Source organism: Bradyrhizobium sp. HKCCYLRH3059, from assembly GCF_051168035.1.
Lineage (GTDB): Bacteria > Pseudomonadota > Alphaproteobacteria > Rhizobiales > Xanthobacteraceae > Bradyrhizobium.
Genome location: NZ_JBNPUF010000006.1, coordinates 414,809 through 430,552, shown reverse-complemented (window position 1 = coordinate 430,552; position 15,744 = coordinate 414,809). Strand labels below are relative to the sequence as shown.

The following is a 15,744-nucleotide window of genomic DNA, read 5'->3' as shown; positions in this document are numbered from 1 at the left end:
TGTGAACCTGAAGCCCGCTCCGGTCAATTGCTCAGCGTTTGCGACTCGCGCTGACGGTTCTTGAAGATCAGCATCACGTTGCGGACGTAGATGATGTTCGACAGCAACTGGCCGAAGATGATGACCGGCTCGCGCTTGACGAGACCATAGATCAGCGTCATGAGGCCGCCGCCGATCGAGAAGAACCAGAAGGCAAGGGGCACCACGCTCTTGCCCGCGCGCTCGCTGGCGATCCACTGCACAAGGAAGCGCGCGGCGAAGGCCAGTTGGGCGGCGAGGCCGAACACCAGCCAGAAATCAAATTTGGCGATGAAGATGTCGTAGAGATAGTTGCTGAACGCCTGCCCGAATTGAATCAGCATTACTTTACCTCGATCACAACCGGCGTCGGCTTCTTGCGGCGGATCAGCCACCACACGCCGGCGAGATCCATGATCCCGATCCAGAGCCGGTCGAAGAACCCGTAGTTCGAGACACCGGAGTGCCGGGGTCGATCTGTCACGTCGATGTAGGCGATGTCGTAGCCCTCACGCCGCACCAGGGCGGGAAGGAAGCGGTGCAGACCATCGAAATACGGCATCATCAGGAAGACGTCGCGGCGGACCGCCTTGAGGCCGCAGCCGGTATCGCGGGTGCCGTCATGCAGCACCGCATTGCGGATCTTGTTGGCAAGCCGCGATTGCAGTTTCTTGAAGCCGGTGTCCTTGCGACCGACGCGCTGGCCTGCGACGAGGCCGACACCCGCCCCGCCCTTTTCGAGCGCAGCGATGAGGTCGGGCAGGAAAGCGGGATTGTTCTGCCCGTCGCCGTCCAGCGTCGCAACCATCGCGCCGTGGGCCGCGCGGATGCCGCTTCTCACGGCCGCCGATTGCCCGGACGACTTCTCATGGCGCAGCACGCGCAGGTTCGGCCGCCGCGCCATCTCCTCGGCGAGCCGTTGCGCGGTGTCATCGGTCGAGCCGTCGTTGACGTAGATGATCTCATAGGCCCAGAGACCGTCGAGCGCGGCCGCGATCTCGGTGATCAGGGGCGTGATGTTGCCGGCCTCGTTGCGCACGGGAACGACGATGGAGACGGCAACGGGGGTTTCGGTCGACAAGATGAGACTCGCGATGGCGTGACTGGACCGGTTCCTGCCCCGGGCGATGCGGCGGAGGCTTATTATGGGGCTTGGGGCCGCCTATCAACCCCTTTAGCGCGGTACGATTTGGCCGTCCTTGCCCAGGCGGAAGCCCAGCCGTCGTGCTGCGAACCAGTAGCGGACCAGCATGGCGCAGGCCAATCCGACCACGGCGCCGGCGACCACATCGCTTGGATGATGCGCCAGCAGCACCAGCCGACTCAGGGCAATCACGACGGCATAGATGAACATTGGTATCCGCAGCCGCGACCAGACGGCCGCAATGGCGAATGCGAGCGCGAAGGCGGTCACCGCATGCGCCGACGGCATGCTGAAATAGGCCGGCGTGCCGTTGAAGGGTTCGAAATTGAACGCATTGGCCTTGCCGCCGACGAAGGGACGGCCGCGCCCGATGATGTATTTCAACACCTGGGCCGATAGCACGGAGAGCAGAACCGCGAAGAAGAAAAACTGAACATGCGTCGCAAAGTTCAGAAGCCGGCTGCGCGAAGCCTCAGGCCACAACGGCGCGATCAGGATCGTCGCGACGACCCCCACTGCCAGCAGTCCCAGCACGTATTCGTCCTGGCCGAATTCGGTGATGATGCGCACCGGCCACAGGCTCGGTGTTCCACGCGCTGGCATCAGCCCGATTTCGTAGGCATCGAAGGTGAACATCAGCATCAAGACTACACTCAGGCCGATGGCACCGAGCAGGAGAAGCTCGCGTCGCAGGCGTTGCCGGCCCGCAGCGTCCGGCGCGGTCTGCGGCCGCCGAACCAGCCGGCCGAACGAGAATTTGCCGACCAGCGCGAGCTGGGCGAGATAGCCTGACGACAGCGAGGGCGTGTCTGGCGCCGACATCTACTCGGTGCCTTCCGAACGATAGATCGCAATCGAGACCGGGCGGCCTTGCGAGATGTTGTAGCCGTCGATGCGCTTGGCGACGTTGTAGCGCAGCCCGATGGCCTCGGCGCGCTGCACGAACGCCCGTTCGGTGCGCTGCTCGACAAGCGCGAAGCGGCACGTGCCATGGTTGAGGAAGTCGGCCGCCCCCGAGCCGTCGGTGAGCTGTGTCGAGGTTCCTGTCATGAACACGAGGCTAGGTTCGTGGAAACCTGCCGCTGCCGCCTTCGGCCCGACGCAGACCACGTTGCGCAGCGCGCGCGCAATCTCCGCGCTGGGAAACAGCGGTGTCAGCGCCGGCAGCACGGCGCCATACACCACGAACGCCAGGAACATCGCCGCCACGCCGGCATTCAAGAGCGAGCGCTCGGCACGGCCGTCGTCATAGAGCCACCAGGCGAACAGGCCGAAAATCAGCGACGCCGCCACGAACGGCCAGGCCAGGAACACCGGCTGGTGCGTGACGATGATGGCGCCGATCACGGCCACCACCGATGTGATGGCGGGAATCGCGAACCACCAGGCGGCGCCGCGCCGCAGCCAGTTGCGCGCCAGCACCCGCCGCTCCAGCGCGCCCACGGTGAGGATGGCGATTGCCGGATAGAGCGGCAGCACATAATGCGGCAGCTTGGTCAGGACGGCCTCGAACACGACCCAGGACGGCAGCAGCCAGGCCAGCAGGAACTGCGCCCCCGGCTCGCGCCGCGCGCGCCAGACGGCGGGGGCTGCCATGGCGGCCAGCGGCGCGCCGGGCCAGAAGGTGATGAACAACAGCAGCAGATAGAGGCCCGGCGGTGCGCCGTGCGACTCCTGGGCGCCGATCTTGCTCAGCATGTCGCCGCCGACGGAATCGGCGAAGAAGGTGTCGCCGGCGCGCAGGAAGATCAGCACGAACCAGGGCAGCACCAGCACCAGCATCCACATCAGTCCCCATAGAGGGCGCAGACGCGATAGCCAGCCAGCACCGCGATCCATGATCGCCAGCGCCGCGATCGTCAGTCCCGCGAACATCAGGATCAGCGGGCCCTTGATCAGGATGCCGCCGGCGAGCGCCGTCCAGAAGATCGCAGGCGGTCCCCACGGTGGATGCACCGGATCCTCGCCGCGCTGCCACGACAGATAGACGCGGGCCAGCGCACCCATCGCAGCCACCACGGTGAATAGCAGCATCGCGTCGGTCTTGGCGAGCCGGGCTTCCGCCCCGAGCAGCACCGAGCAGCACATCAGCAGGGCGGCGAACACGGCGCCGCGCCGTGTCACGAAGGAGAGCGCGGTCCAATAGGTCAGCAGCACCGCGCCGATCGCACCGATCAGCGAGGGAATGCGGTAGACCCAGATGCGCAGCTGCGCACGCGGCAGACCGATCGCCGACGCCGTCTCGACCGCAGCCGATTGCAACCAGTAGATGCCGACCGGCTTCTTGTAGCGCACGTCGTCCTGGAAGCGGATATCGACGTAATCGCCGCTCTCGACCATCTGTTTGGTCGCCTGGGCGAAGCGCGCCTCGTCGCGATCGATCGGCGGGATGGTGAAGAAGCCCGGCAGGAACAACAGCAGCCCGCAGACGAGCAGGAACGCCACCGCCCTGGTGTGGCTCACGGTGACGACATCGATCATCCGCACCAGCCGATTGCCTGGATTGACCAGGTTCTTCGGCTCGCGCGGCTCTCCAAAACGGGGGCGGGCAAAGGTCTCGACCATGGGGTTCCGAATACGCTGAAACCGCTATGTCGACAACCGCTTAGCGAACCCTCACTGGATTCTGACCACAACTGTGTCCGCAGCGCCCGTGGCATCGATCACGGTGAGGCGGGCAAAGCCCGGCCCGGGCGGATCGATCAGGCGCTGGCGCCGGCTGTCGATCTCGCCGACGGCTAGTCCATTGACCAGCATGGTCAGCGGCAGCACGCCCCCGGACACTTTCACCGGCATCACCGACGCCTCGGGACCGGCGGACCGGTCGACATCGATGCGGGAGCCGTTCAGCGGGAACTGAATGTGCGGCGCCTGCTCCGCGCCGGTCCGCACCAGTTCTCCGACCGGCCGGAACCGGCGCAGGGGCAGCGGCAACTTTGAATTGCTGGCGACAAGCGCACCCTTGGGCGGCTTTGGCAGTGTCACCGGCAGCTTGCCGCTGCGGGCAAAAGCGTCGAACAGGATCGGCGCCGCGGCGACGCGGCCGATCAGGCCGGGCACCGGCGCGCCGTCGGGCCTGCCGACCCAGACACCGATCGTCACGCGGCCGTCGAAACCGACCGACCAGGCGTCGCGATAGCCGTAGCTGGTACCGGTCTTGAAGGCGATCCGGTTGCGGGCTGCGTTTTCCGGCGGCGGGGTCCCCAGCAGCACGTTGCCGACCTGCCAGGCGGCCGCCGAATCCATCAGCCGCAACGGCTCGCGGGCATCGTCGGTGCCCTCCCCGGTCATGATCTCACGCAGCGGCCTGGTGGTGCCCAGGCGCGGGAATCCGGCATAGAGCTGGGCGAGGTCCTGCAGGGTCACGCCGACGCCGCCGAGGCCCATGGCAAGGCCTGGGGCTTCGTCCTTCGGCAGCACCAAATTGCCGCCGGCCTGTTTCAGTCGCGACGACAGCCGGCTGGCGCCGACACGATCGAGCAGCACGATGGCGGGAACGTTCAGGGACAGTTGCAGCGCCTTGCGCACCGGCACCGTGCCCTGGAACGTCATGTCGAAATTTTCCGGCGCGTAGGAGCCGAAGCGCACCGGGCGGTCCTCGATGAGGCTCTCCGGGTGCACGAAGCCGTCCTCGAAGGCGAGCCCATATATGAACGGCTTCAGGGTCGATCCTGGCGAACGCACCGCGCGGGTCATGTCGACCTGCCCTGCCCGCTTCTCGTCGAAATAGTCGGCCGATCCGACATGGGCGAGCACGTCGCCGCTGTCATTGTCGACCACGATGATGCCGACCGAGACGTTCGGTCCCAATGCGATGGCGCGATCGCGCGCCAGCGCCTCCAGCACCTTCTGCAGCGAGGCGTCCAGCGTAAGGCGGATGATCGGCTGATCCTTGACGGTCGCCGAGGCCTGGTCGGCAGCATGCGGCGCCAGGATCGGCATCGGCTGGCGGAAGGCCGGCACGGCTTGCGCCTTCGCCTGCGCCGCGTCCTCGGCGGAGATCACGTTCTCCGACACCATGCGGTCGAGAACGCGGTCGCGGCCGCGTCGAGCGGCCTCGGGATGCCGGTCGAGCCGCCGCGTCTCCGGTGACTGCGGCAGCGCCACCAAGAGTGCCGCTTCCGCCAGTGACAGCCGCTTCGGCTCCTTGCCGAAATACGCGATCGAGGCGGCGCGGATGCCTTCGAGATTGCCGCCATAGGGCGCGAGCGTCAGGTAGAGATCGAGGATCTCGTCCTTGCTCAGCTCATGCTCGAGCTCGAGCGCGCGCACGATCTGCCTGAGCTTGGCGTGCAGCGAGCGCTGCCGCCTGGGCTCGAGCAGCCGCGCCAGCTGCATCGTGATGGTCGAGCCGCCCGACACGATGTGGCCGTGCGCGCCGAGCTGGATCGTGGCGCGCGCCAGCGCGCGGGGGTCGACGCCGTGATGGTCGTAGAAGCGCTGGTCCTCATAGGCGAACAGCAGTTTCAAATAGGTCGGATCGACGTCCTTCTTCGCGCTGACCGGCAGCCGCCAGCGCCCATCCGCCATCGCATAGGCGCGCAGCAGCTTGCCGTGGCGGTCGACGACGGTGGTGGACACGGCTTTGGCCTCGCGCAGCGGCAGGGGGCCGAGGGAGATGGTGTAGGCGGTGAAGGCAAGGACGACTGCGACGAACAAGAACAGCGCGCCCGCAAGCAGCCGTTTGACGCTCCGCCCTCTCCTCGGGTCATGGCCGGGCTTGTCCCGGCCATCCGCGCCTTCGTCGCCGCGAGCGATGGATGCCCGGGTCAAGCCTGGGCATGACGGAGTGTGCGGCTCCGTCCGGCCACCCAACTCACGATCGCTCGTTCCACCCTCGCTCATTTCGCCGCGCGGACCTCCACGGAGCCCGTACCGGTCCGACCATAGCGTGAGGGATTGTACATGTCCTCGACATAGGCCTGCGGCAGCACGTATTTGCCAGGCGACACCGCGCGTACCACGTAGGCGACCGTGAACACGGACTTGGAATCCGCGGCGCGGTCGAGCGCGGCGGTGAAGCGGTCGTCGCGGAACTCGGTATTGACCGGCTCCTGGCCGTCCTCGATCCAGTCCAGCGTGCCGCTGTCGCCCGACGACACCAGATGCGGATTGTCGATCTCCAGCCCCGCCGGTAGATAGTCGGACACCATGATGTGCCCGTATTCCGGCTTGGCCTCGGTGACCTTCAGCACGACAGCGAAACGGTCGTTCTGCTTCGCGGTTCTGATATCGGCCGGCTTGCCGTCGAGCGTGTAGTAGCCACGCTCGATCTTGAAGCCGTTCGATGCCGCCGGCTCCGGCGTCAGCGGCGAGCCGGAGACGGAGACCACCGCCTGCACCGGCGCATCACCGGTGTTGGTGATCTTCAGCGGCTGGCCCGAGAGCTCAGCCGCCTTGTAGCTGCGGTACAGCGCCTGCTTCACCGCCTGCCCGTTGACATCGAGCGTCAGTGTCTCCTTGGCGAGCGCACGCGCCGCCAGCACCATCCACGCATTCTCCTGCGTCGAGGTGTACGACGTCAGGCCACGCGCTGCCTCGACGCGGGTCACCGCCTGCGTCAGCGTCGCGCGCGGCGCATTGCCTTCGCCGGCCAGTGACACCAATGCCGCCGCATCACGCAGGTCGGAGCCGTAATCGGTGCGGCCGAACACCAGCACCGGCTTCGGCGCGAGGCTGTCGGCGGCTGCCGCATAGACCCGCTCGGCGCGGGCGCGGTCGCCGACCAGCGCGAGCGCCGCGGCGAGCTGCGCCTTGGCAATTGGAGTTGCGAGATTGCCGAGCTTGGTGTCGGCGAGATAGCGCAGGTCGCCGATCGGCGCCGCGCCGTTGCGCGCGAGCACGTAGAGGCCGTAGGCGAGATCGCGGCCGCCGCTCTTCTCTGGCTCCTCGGCATTGACCACCGAGTTCCTGACGCGGTCGAGCGCGCTCTTGAACAGCACGTCCGGCACGGCAAAGCCCTTTTCGCGGGCGCGGGTCAGGAAATCCGTCACGTAGGCATCGAGCCAGGGATCGTCGCCGCCGGCCGACCACAGGCCGAACGAGCCGTTGGAGCCCTGACGCGCCAGCAAGCGGTCGATCGAGTCGCGGATGCGCTGGTCGACCTCGGTGTCCATCGCGAGATGCGCGCCGGCTGCGAGCTCGTTGACATAGAGCAGCGGCATCGCGCGGCTGGTGATCTGCTCCGAGCAGCCATGCGGATAGCGGTCGAGCGCCTTGAGGATGGTTGCCGCATCGAGCGCGGTCGACAGTCCCGCCGACAGCGACACCGTACCGGTGCCCGCCACGAGATCATTGAACATGTCCGATGTCAGCGTCAGGCTCTCGCCCTTCGCGAGCGTGCGGATCGAGCGCCGCGCCAGCACCTGGGTCGCCGGCTTGACGTCGAGCTGATAGTGCCGCGCCAGCGCCAGCCCGTTGGGGCCCTTGATATCGACGTCGAGCTGCGCCGTACCGGTGCCGCTGGCATCCAGCGGCAGCGTCGACGACGCCCGCTGCTTGGCGGCGAGCTTCAGCGTGACGTTGGCATTGCCGGAGACCTTGACCGGGCCGCTGGCCTTGACGCCGACGACATAGTCGCCGGGCGCGCCCTCGACGTTATCGAGGTCGAACGACAGCGTGCCGCGGTCGCCGCTCAGCAAAAAGCGCGGCAAGGTCGCGGTCAACACCACCGGATCGCGCACGGTGACGTCGACATTCGCCCGGCCGACTTTCGTGGCGCTCCATGCGACCGCCATCACCCGCGCAGTTCCTGCGAACTCCGGAATATCGAAGCTGACCTCGACGGTGCCATCGGGCCCGACGGTCACGATGCCCGAATACAGCGCCAGCGGCTTCTGCGTCGGCGGCGAGCCTTGCAGCTCGGCTCCGCCACTGTCACCGCCCGAGCGGATCTGGCCGCGCGTGCCCTGCATGCCGTCGATCAGCTGGCCATAGAGGTCGCGGATCTCCGCGGAGAGCTGGCGCTGGCCGAGATAGTAATCGTCGGGCGCCGGCGGCTTGTAGTTGGTGAGGTTGAGAATGCCGACATCGACCGCCGCGATCACGATCTTGGCGTCCTCGCCGGGATTGAGCCCACCGACCTTGACCGGAATCTTCAACGCCGAGCCCGGACGTACCAGCGCAGGCGGCGTCAGAGCCACGTTGAGCGTGCGCGCTGATTTGTCGATGCCGAACCAGGCGACGCCGAGCGCGCGGCCCGGCATGCGCTGCGCGGCCGCATCGAGCGGACGGCGCAGCGTCGTGACGACGTAGGCGCCGGTGCCCCAATCCTTGCCGACCGCAAGCTTGACTTGGTTGGTACCTTCCTTGACCTCGGTGGTCTGCGTCGTCAGTAGCCGGTCGCCGAGCACGTTGACCGTCAGCTTGCCGGCAGTGCGCGCATTGACCGTCACGATCATGCTCTCGCCGGACTGGTATTGCGGCTTGTCGAGCGAGGTCTCCAAGAGATCCGGCGTGTCGGCGCTGCCGTCGGTGTACCAGCCGACATCGAACTGCAGCGACGTCACCGGGCCGTCGGCATCCGCCGACTTGACGTCGAGGCGATAGCGCCCGGCCTCCGGCTGGAAGCTCAGCCGCGCCGGCTTGTTGGCTGATATCGTGACGTCGCCGTCGCCGACGCGCCGCGTCGATTTCACCGGCTCATACTCCCAATAGGAGTTCTGCCGGTACCACTGGTAGCGCGACTCGATCTTCAGCAGCTCATAGCGCAGCCCGCTTCGCGCCAGCGTCTTGCCCTCCGGCGAGACGAACACGACGTCGAACTCGGCCTTGTCGCCCTCGCCGACGCTCTTGCCGGAGAACGACGGCTTGATGCCGATCTGCGCCGCCTTGGGCGCCACGGGGAGCACCAGCTTGCGCTCGACGGCGCGGCCGCCGGTCTCAGCCAGGCGCACATAGATCTGCGCCTCCTGCGGCCGGCTGGAGGACGGCGGCTTGGGCAGGCTCACCGGGAACGTCGCCGCCCCCTTCTCGTCCGTTTCCGGCATGCCTTCGATCGGGGTGCGCTCGTTGGAGGCGCTCTCCTCGTCGGCGACGCCGAACTGGTAGCCCGGGAACCCCGGCCGCTCGGGCGCGGTCGTCACCAGCAGGTCGCCCTCGAGCTGCAGGCCGGAGGCCGGCGCACCGTAGAGGAAATGGCCGTCGACCTTCACCTCCACCGGAGTCTCAGCCTTGATCTGCTTGTCCTTGGAGCTCAAATCGAATTCCAGCCGCTCGGGGACGTAATCCTCGACCATGAAGGTGGTCTCGCCGACCGCCGTCCCCTTTGGGTCGGTGAAGGCGCGCACGCGGTAGGTGCCGGTCGGCACCGCCGAGTTCAGCGCCACGCTGAACGAACGGCCGCCGGCGCCCTGGTCCGGCAGCACCGCGCGGCGAAACTCGACGCCGTCGGGACGCTCGACGACCAGCGTCAGCGGCGTGCCGGTCATGGCATTGCCCTTGCCGTCGCGCAGCAGCGCGGTGAGGTAGACCGTCTCGTTGGAGCGGTAGACGCCGCGCTCGGAATAGACGAAAGCGTCCGGCCCCGTGGGCGCTTCGCGCCCGGCGACGCCGCGATCGGACAGGTCGAAGGCTGACGTCTTCAGGCTGAGGAAGGCATAGTCGGTCTTCTCGCCCGACACGGTCAGCATCGCCGGCGACAGCCCGCCCTCGCCACGCGCCAGGCCCGTCTCGAACAGCACGTGGCCGGCGTCGTCGGTCTTGCGCGTCGCGAGGATCTCGTTGTTGCGCGCCACCAGCCGCACCTCGGCGCGCGCGACCGGATCAGTCGAGGCCAGCGAATTGACGAACACGTGAATGCCGTCATTGCCGGAGAACGCGGCGACTCCGAGATCGGAGACGATGAACCATTGCGTCGCTAGTTGGCCGCCGTCCTCGTCATTGCCGCTCGTCGGCCCCTTCGGCGCCGCCGTCATCACATACACGCCGGGCTGCATGTCGCTCAGCGCCTGATCGACCGGGAAGGCCGTGGTGACGTCCTGGTTCAGGGTCATCGCGGTCGACAGCTCGCCGCTCCACACCTTCATGCCGCGCTCATTGCCGAGATCGGTGAGCTGATAGCTCGACAGCGGCCGCTGGAAGTCGCTGTCGATGACGGTGTTGATCAGGTTGCGGTCGCCGATCCGGAACACGTTGACGGTGACCGCCGGCGTGTTGACGCTGACCAGCGGAATGCCCTTCTGCCCGGTGCGCGGCAGCACATAGGCCTTGCCGGTGAAGCGCACGAACGGCTTGCGGTCGCGAACATAGATGTTGAACTCGGCCGATTTCGGCAGGCTCTCCTTGACGCCCGACGGCAGCCCGGCGCGCAGATTGATGTTGTAGCGCTCGCCGTGCTTGAGACCCTCGACGCAGAGCTGCTTGTCCTCCGAGGTCAGCGCCGGCTTGTCATTGCCGGCCTGGGCCACGAACGGCGAGAAGTCGGTGCGCTTGGCGAGATCCTCGGAGAACTGGAAGCAGGCGCGCGGGCTCGCCGAGTCCGAATCCACGGTGTAGTCGAGCAGCTTGAAGCCGTGCTCGTCGCGCATCCGCTCATACTGCCCACGGACATCGGCCACCTCACGCAGCTCGAGCGACATCCTGAGCGTATCCAGCGCTGGCCGCCACAGCTTGCGCTCGGCCATGGTCTTGCCGAGCACGGCCAGCGCATCCGCCTCCTCGCCGGCATTTCCGGCGCGCTGATAGGCGATGTAGGCCGCCGTCGAGGCCCGCTCCAGGAGGAAGGTCTGCTCCGACGGATTGATCGGCTTGATCTGGTTGAGCACGGTGCGCGCCAGCCGCAGCCAGTTACCGGAATCATCCGGCGCAGCGGTCGCGATCTGCCCGAGGATCTGCAGGCCGGTCCGTAGGTCGTTCCGCCGCAGCGCCGCGTCGGCATCGGTGCGAAGCGTCGCCAGCGGCTTGTTCACCGCCCCCGCCTCGCTCTTGATCTGCGCCTCCAGCTTGATCGCGGCATCGGCGAGGTCGTCGCGCTTGAACGCCTTGTCGGCGGCAAGGGCAGAAGCAAGACCGAGCGCCATGATGGCGCAGAGGACGGCGGCGCGAACCAGACCGATCATGGGGCAGCTCCTTGGACGGCGATTGGGGCGGCTGTTCCGGACACGCGGAGAGATGTCCGTGTTTGGCCGATTCGTGGCGAGAATGGACGCGAAATGGTGACGGACTGATGGCAAAGGTTGCAGCGGACCGGCGAGCGGCCCGTCCCAGGCGCGACCATCGGCACGCACATGCGACAGGAAAATCTGTTCATCAACGGGCAATTCACAGGACATGGCATACAGACAAGCCGCGGCGGCCGTCGATCCGGCGCCGCTGACGCGCAAATGGGGCGATAGACCCACCTCCGCCTCCGCTTGGTCTCGCCGGGCCTCCGTCGGGTTCGGCCGCTCTTGGCGAAACGGAAGATTTTTCATATGACCCGTGCTATGGAAAGCGCGCCGGCCGGGCTTTGCCCTCGGCACCCATCCCATGACGCTCATCCTCCGGACGTTCATCTTGGGATGGTCACCGGGCGATAGTCGTCTCGCGACGCCGGTCCCATAGCTCAACTGGATAGAGTAGCGGATTTCTACTCCGCGGGTTGCAGGTTCGAGTCCTGCTGGGATCGCCAGTCCACTTTCGCAAATTCCCTACGAAAATAGGAACTTTCGCGCGCCTTAGCGCCGACGCCTCGGCGAGGTGCCGCGAAACAAATGGGGATCAAACGGGACATTCCGGGACGGATCGAGACAAGAAATCCCGGAAGAAGTCCCGGACTGAATCAGACCGGGAAGCGGCAGCGCTTGAAAGTTATGATGGCGCTAAGGCACCGGGGCCAAGTGGATGTAAAAGCAGCCTTTTATGGCCTTACCAGCGTTTTACCTCCGGTATCTGAGAAGATGTCATCTGGAGCCCACACGCTTGGCAGTGGGCGAGGGGCGACTACAACTCGTATAGTTCCCGCCGGCACTCTAGAATCGATGCCGGTTTCAGCCCGCCCCGGCGTGGCGTGGAACGCCTTTAAGAGCGCGTCGTACGGGGTGCCCGGTTTAAGGTCATTGTCCTCGTGCACCACCAGCGAAATGCCGGTCTCACGCGCTACCACGGACCAAGTAGCAGGCTTATCCTGATACGGCGAATTAATAGCCGCTGGCGGAATCGGTTTTTCAACTTCGCAGTCCCAGCCCGCATGCATTAGATACCAGAATATTTGTAGTGAAAGCTGATATGAATCTGGGTCCTCTTTCACGTACAAAAGCTCGACCTTGGCCTTGGGGCCATCACGCAGCAACCTTACAAACGTTTCACCATCCAACTTTCTCGGTTCCAATTGCTGGCGCAGTTTGGCGGTTTCGTTGTTGAGTTCCGCGATGCGCTCGTTAGCTCTTGCAGTGCCCTCTTTGGCAATATCCGAATCTGCAATAGCACGGCGGGTTTCCTTCTCATTAGCTAAGATTCGTTCGTCCGCGAACCTCTCCTTGGCTGATCCCATCTTGATTGAACCGTATGTTCCCACGGCGACGGCAAATGCGCCTATGAATAGCAATACGTTGAATGCGTCAAACCAGAAATTGGCGGACTCTGGCGTCACATCGAACATTAGCACCCTCACCGTTGTAGTCTTGGAGCTCGCGGGTGTTCGGTTGATTTGGATCATTGCAGCGTGCCCCCAGGGCGCAGTCTTCACATGCAGTTCGTGAAACGCCCCGTAGTGGTGCAATGCACCGGCGGGCGTGGGGGATATGAGGCTTCCGGAATCGGTGCTGGACCGGGTGGCGGAGGCGCCGCAGCCGAGATGGCATCGGCTGTCTCGTGAGCTGACGCGCGCGTGGTGCGGCATTGCACATAGGCGTCGGTGCCGGGCTGGGCACCGTAGCTCCGGCACTCCTGATCATCCTTGGCCGCGATCTCGGCCTTGATTTCGGCTGACGATCTGAAGCAGCCCGCCAATGGCAGAGCCAGCAGCAAAACCAATAAGTAACGCATCAACCCAGCCCCCCCAGCGCCACTGAACCGCAACCGCGGCGAGAGATCAAGGTATGACTTGCAGGGCGCGTTGTAGGCAAGTCCGGTTCCGGCCACCAGACGTAGCGGCTTCACTTAGCGCGGGGAGATTGGAATCATGTCGCATGAGCACTCTCACCCGTCGTCGCTTTGCCGAAGCCCAGGTCGAGACCTGGCACATCTATTTTGGTGACGTTCAGGCCGGCATCATCGCAAGGCGGACCGGCAATCCAAGCGATACCGCGGCATGGCAATGGTCTTGCGGGTTCTATCCGGGCAGTCGGCCTGGCGAGCAGACCATCGGTACCTCGGACAACTTTGCGGAGGCGCGCGCCGCGTTTGAAGCGGCATGGACGATCTTCCTGACGAACCGCTCGGCCGACGATTTCGCGTGCTGGCGACGGCACCACGCCTTCACCGCCTGGAAATATACGATGTGGGACGCCGGCTGCCGCCTGCCGACCCAAAACACCTCAGGCCGATCGCGCTGCTTCTGCGGTGCAGAGATCGAACTGGCGACGGTCGAAAGCCACATCTATTCCGTTCACATGGCCGCGCTGGAGGCCTGACCATGTCCCCGCGCATCATGCAGATCCCACTGTCCGGAGGCGACCGCAAGGCCCAGGCCAAGCGTGTGCGTAACGACCACGGTCTGCACGACAGCTATCTTTCGAGGTCGCAGGCGATCCGTAGCGCAGCCGACGAGAAGCTGCGCCAAGCTGACCGGCCCGAGTGCGAAGCCTGGAACGCGATCATGTGGGCCGGCGGCCCGGCGATGCCCGCTCCCGGCGAGCCGCAAGCCAATCCTACGATCGATCTTCGCAGCATTACGCCCGGCGATGATCCCCAAGGCCTTGCGGATAAGAACGATCGCCTCGTCCTTCACCGCCCGCTGTTCCGCCGGCGACATCGTGGCGGTCATCAAGGCCACGGAACCGAACCCGCAGCAACGACTCGAATCCCAATGAGGTTCTGCCTGCGTTGCGACGACACCGGCTTCGTGTGTGAAGCCCACCCGGCCCTCCCCTGGATGGATAGCGCGCGCGGCTGCCGCTGCGGCGCGCCCGGCGACCCCTGCCCGGTCTGCGCCGGCGATCTGCTCGAATCCGAACCTCCGGCAATCGATCCGCACGAGCGCGACGACCTCGCCGATGCGCTGACCGAGCTGGCGCTGCGGCGGCGGCGGAGGCACTGATGCCACGGCCGCCGCTCGATCTCCCGCCGAAGGTGGCACGCGCCTTCATGGCGGACCTCAAGGCCTACATCGCGGCAACTACAGCCCTCGCCAAGGAGGAAATCGCCGCACGCCAGCTGCGGGCGCTGCGCGAGTATCTGCGGCCGTCCGACGGCAAGCTGCGGCTGACCGACGTTCGCGCGCTGATGGACTCTATGGCGGAGGCCTCCGGCGGCCGCCCATCAAAGCGATAGCAGATCGCGGACCACGGGCAGCGGCTCGGATGACGGTCCCGTCACCAGGATCTCAGCGACATCCATCCATTTGCCGGAGATCGTGTAGCGCGTCGACACCGGCTCGATGCCAAAGCGCGCGAACGCCTGGCGCGTCTCCGGCACGTCGTTGACCGACAACATGAACCGACCGGCGATCGACGACAGTCGTTGCGCGATGAGCCCGAAATCTGACGGGCCAAAGACCCCTGTGCCGTAGTCGGCCTCCGAGCCCCAATATGGCGGGTCCAGATAGAACAGCGTGCCCGGGCCATCATAGCGATCGATGAAATCCGACCATTGCAGACACTCGATCACGACGCTGGAGAGACGCTCGTGGATAGCCTCGAGCTGCGGACCGAGCTTGGTTACATCGAAGCGCGCGCCGCCTGTCGGTTCGACTCCAAAAGCGCGCCCCGACACCTTGCCACCAAACGCCATGCGCTGCAGGTAGAGAAAACGCGCCGCGCGCTCCAGATCGGTCAACGTTTCGACGTTGCACGCCGCCAGCCGCTCGAACTCCGCCCGTGACGCGATCTGGAATTTCAGCGTCTCCATGAACTGCGGATAGTGCCGCTGCAGGATCCGAAACAAGGTTGCGACGTCTCGGGAGACATCGTTGATCACTTCTCGCCGCGGCGCCCATCGCCGGCGCAGGAACACGCCGCCCATGCCGACGAACGGCTCGGCATAGGTCTCATGAGGCACCGCCTCGATGCGGCGGGCGAGCATCTCGCCCAGCCGCCGCTTGCCGCCGATATAGGCGGCCGCAGGACGCACCGGCGCAACTTCTCGTCTCTCCTCGAACATTCGAAAACAGCTCAACGTTTCTGCAAGCCTTGCCGCGCCATAGTGGCGATCGGCGGGCCGGCGCTGAGCGATTGGTCGTCGGACGGGCCCTGTCGCAAAACCTGGTCCCGTGGTCTGGAGCGCGCCAACGCTCCTGCCCCCGCCACAAAAAAACGCCCGGCGTGATGCGGGCACGCACCGGCCGGGCGAGATGATGAGCAACTCGGTTCGTAAGAGCCCTAGAGGCCTCTACCCCTTACAGGGACTGCGGCCGGGCCAAGGGGAGCATTATTCTCTGGGTACCCACCGGCCCCCGGTGCTACTATGAATAGCGCCGGAGCTTTTCCGCTCGGCGGGGGGGCCCG

At 65.7% G+C, this 15,744-nt stretch carries 11 protein-coding genes and 1 tRNA gene; 4 read left to right on the top strand and 8 right to left on the bottom strand.

Annotation, left to right across the window (positions count from 1 at the left end; all coding sequences use genetic code 11):
- Positions 1 to 23 precede the first annotated feature (23 nt).
- From ACQR13_RS21165 to ACQR13_RS21140, 6 genes are all read right to left on the bottom strand, one after another.
- Positions 24 to 362, bottom strand: coding sequence for a lipid-A-disaccharide synthase N-terminal domain-containing protein (locus ACQR13_RS21165; RefSeq protein ID WP_172109779.1), 339 nt, complete (start codon positions 360 to 362; stop codon positions 24 to 26).
- Positions 362 to 1,099, bottom strand: coding sequence for a glycosyltransferase family 2 protein (locus ACQR13_RS21160; RefSeq protein WP_315711843.1), 738 nt, complete (start codon positions 1,097 to 1,099; stop codon positions 362 to 364). The genes ACQR13_RS21165 and ACQR13_RS21160 overlap by 1 nt, the downstream gene beginning before the upstream one ends.
- Positions 1,100 to 1,192: 93 nt before the next feature.
- Positions 1,193 to 1,984: a phosphatase PAP2 family protein gene (locus ACQR13_RS21155; protein ID WP_315751095.1), complete on the bottom strand. Its 792-nt coding sequence runs from the start codon at positions 1,982 to 1,984 to the stop codon at positions 1,193 to 1,195.
- On the bottom strand, positions 1,985 to 3,727 hold the full coding sequence (locus ACQR13_RS21150; RefSeq protein WP_315751093.1) for an ArnT family glycosyltransferase: 1,743 nt from the start codon (positions 3,725 to 3,727) through the stop codon (positions 1,985 to 1,987).
- Between the two features lie 51 nt (positions 3,728 to 3,778).
- Entirely contained in the window at positions 3,779 to 6,007 is a 2,229-nt protein-coding gene (gene pbpC, locus ACQR13_RS21145; protein WP_434863202.1) for a penicillin-binding protein 1C, read from the bottom strand.
- The gene (locus ACQR13_RS21140) at positions 6,004 to 11,220 is read right to left on the bottom strand and encodes an alpha-2-macroglobulin family protein (RefSeq protein WP_434863201.1); all 5,217 of its coding nucleotides are present in this window, start codon (positions 11,218 to 11,220) and stop codon (positions 6,004 to 6,006) included. The genes pbpC and ACQR13_RS21140 overlap by 4 nt, the downstream gene beginning before the upstream one ends.
- A 474-nt stretch (positions 11,221 to 11,694) precedes the next feature.
- Between ACQR13_RS21140 and ACQR13_RS21135 the strand changes: the two genes are divergently transcribed.
- Positions 11,695 to 11,771, top strand: a tRNA-Arg gene (locus ACQR13_RS21135).
- A gap of 228 nt (positions 11,772 to 11,999) precedes the next feature.
- On the opposite strand, the gene ACQR13_RS21130 is transcribed toward ACQR13_RS21135, so the two are convergent.
- Positions 12,000 to 12,740 (bottom strand): hypothetical protein, encoded by a 741-nt coding sequence (locus ACQR13_RS21130; protein WP_434863200.1) that lies wholly within the window; start codon positions 12,738 to 12,740, stop codon positions 12,000 to 12,002.
- A 529-nt stretch (positions 12,741 to 13,269) separates the two neighbouring features.
- Here ACQR13_RS21130 and ACQR13_RS21125 point away from each other — a divergent pair.
- From ACQR13_RS21125 to ACQR13_RS21115, 3 genes are read left to right on the top strand one after another with little or no spacing between them, the layout of a single operon-like run.
- Positions 13,270 to 13,713 carry a hypothetical protein gene (locus tag ACQR13_RS21125; protein WP_434863199.1) on the top strand — a complete coding sequence of 148 codons (444 nt, stop codon included), beginning with the start codon at positions 13,270 to 13,272 and terminating at the stop codon, positions 13,711 to 13,713.
- A 2-nt stretch (positions 13,714 to 13,715) separates the two neighbouring features.
- Positions 13,716 to 14,339, top strand: a complete 624-nt coding sequence (locus tag ACQR13_RS21120) for a hypothetical protein (protein ID WP_434863198.1) — start codon at positions 13,716 to 13,718, stop codon at positions 14,337 to 14,339.
- Complete coding sequence (locus ACQR13_RS21115) at positions 14,339 to 14,572, top strand: hypothetical protein (protein WP_434863197.1); 234 nt, start codon at positions 14,339 to 14,341, stop codon at positions 14,570 to 14,572. The genes ACQR13_RS21120 and ACQR13_RS21115 overlap by 1 nt, the downstream gene beginning before the upstream one ends.
- Here ACQR13_RS21115 and ACQR13_RS21110 read toward each other — a convergent pair.
- A complete protein-coding gene (locus ACQR13_RS21110; protein WP_434863196.1) occupies positions 14,561 to 15,400 on the bottom strand; it encodes a DNA adenine methylase in 840 nt (279 codons plus the stop codon). The genes ACQR13_RS21115 and ACQR13_RS21110 overlap by 12 nt on opposite strands.
- Positions 15,401 to 15,744 lie beyond the last annotated feature (344 nt).

Bases quoted from the DNA above. Each gene is read 5' to 3' on its own strand.
- ACQR13_RS21165 (WP_172109779.1), bottom strand. From the start codon at position 362: ATGCTGATTCAATTCGGGCAGGCGTTCAGCAACTATCTCTACGACATC.
- ACQR13_RS21155 (WP_315751095.1), bottom strand. From the start codon at position 1,984: ATGTCGGCGCCAGACACGCCCTCGCTGTCGTCAGGCTATCTCGCCCAG.
- ACQR13_RS21150 (WP_315751093.1), bottom strand. From the start codon at position 3,727: ATGGTCGAGACCTTTGCCCGCCCCCGTTTTGGAGAGCCGCGCGAGCCG.
- pbpC (WP_434863202.1), bottom strand. From the start codon at position 6,007: ATGAGCGAGGGTGGAACGAGCGATCGTGAGTTGGGTGGCCGGACGGAG.
- ACQR13_RS21140 (WP_434863201.1), bottom strand. From the start codon at position 11,220: ATGATCGGTCTGGTTCGCGCCGCCGTCCTCTGCGCCATCATGGCGCTC.
- ACQR13_RS21130 (WP_434863200.1), bottom strand. From the start codon at position 12,740: ATGTTCGATGTGACGCCAGAGTCCGCCAATTTCTGGTTTGACGCATTC.
- ACQR13_RS21125 (WP_434863199.1), top strand. From the start codon at position 13,270: ATGAGCACTCTCACCCGTCGTCGCTTTGCCGAAGCCCAGGTCGAGACC.
- ACQR13_RS21120 (WP_434863198.1), top strand. From the start codon at position 13,716: ATGTCCCCGCGCATCATGCAGATCCCACTGTCCGGAGGCGACCGCAAG.
- ACQR13_RS21115 (WP_434863197.1), top strand. From the start codon at position 14,339: ATGCCACGGCCGCCGCTCGATCTCCCGCCGAAGGTGGCACGCGCCTTC.
- ACQR13_RS21110 (WP_434863196.1), bottom strand. From the start codon at position 15,400: ATGTTCGAGGAGAGACGAGAAGTTGCGCCGGTGCGTCCTGCGGCCGCC.